This window comes from Mesorhizobium sp. M5C.F.Ca.IN.020.32.2.1, assembly GCF_004023105.1.
Taxonomy (GTDB): domain Bacteria; phylum Pseudomonadota; class Alphaproteobacteria; order Rhizobiales; family Rhizobiaceae; genus Mesorhizobium; species Mesorhizobium wenxiniae.
Window position 1 is genome coordinate 1 of the sequence record NZ_RZSX01001711.1, and the last position, 396, is coordinate 396.

At 54.3% G+C, this 396-nt stretch carries 1 protein-coding gene; it reads left to right on the top strand.

Translation table 11 applies throughout. The features are described 5' to 3' along the window. A partial coding sequence (locus EOA86_RS39815; RefSeq protein WP_206630305.1) for a hypothetical protein occupies nucleotides 1-211 on the top strand: 211 nt, incomplete at its 5' end. Nucleotides 212-396 lie beyond the last annotated feature (185 nt).

Here is a 396-nt window from a genome sequence, read left to right on the forward strand (position 1 = left end):
CGCTTGTAATGCTGCTTTGGCTGCAGATAGGTTTATTGGCACGGCAGGCAAATGTCGCGCGCCTGCCCGCTCGTTATTTGCGCTAAGACCGGATTTTGCCTTGATAAGCAAAGGTACTAAATTAGCTGACTCACATTGGCGAACCGGCATGACCAAAAAGTCGAACTGGAACCATCCAGCATTCTGCGGTCTCTTCGGCGGAAGCCTATGAGGCGACCTATGGAGCGCGGATTTATAGCTGTTGCTCTTATATTAGCTTAAGAGCATATTTCGTCAGCCGGCGAACTGCCCAAGCCGGTTAGGCTCGGCGCCATTCCCCTCGATCCCTTGACGCCGAGCCGCGGGGATCGGCAGCGCTGGAGGCGAACCATGCCCATGTATCTCACGAAATTCAGC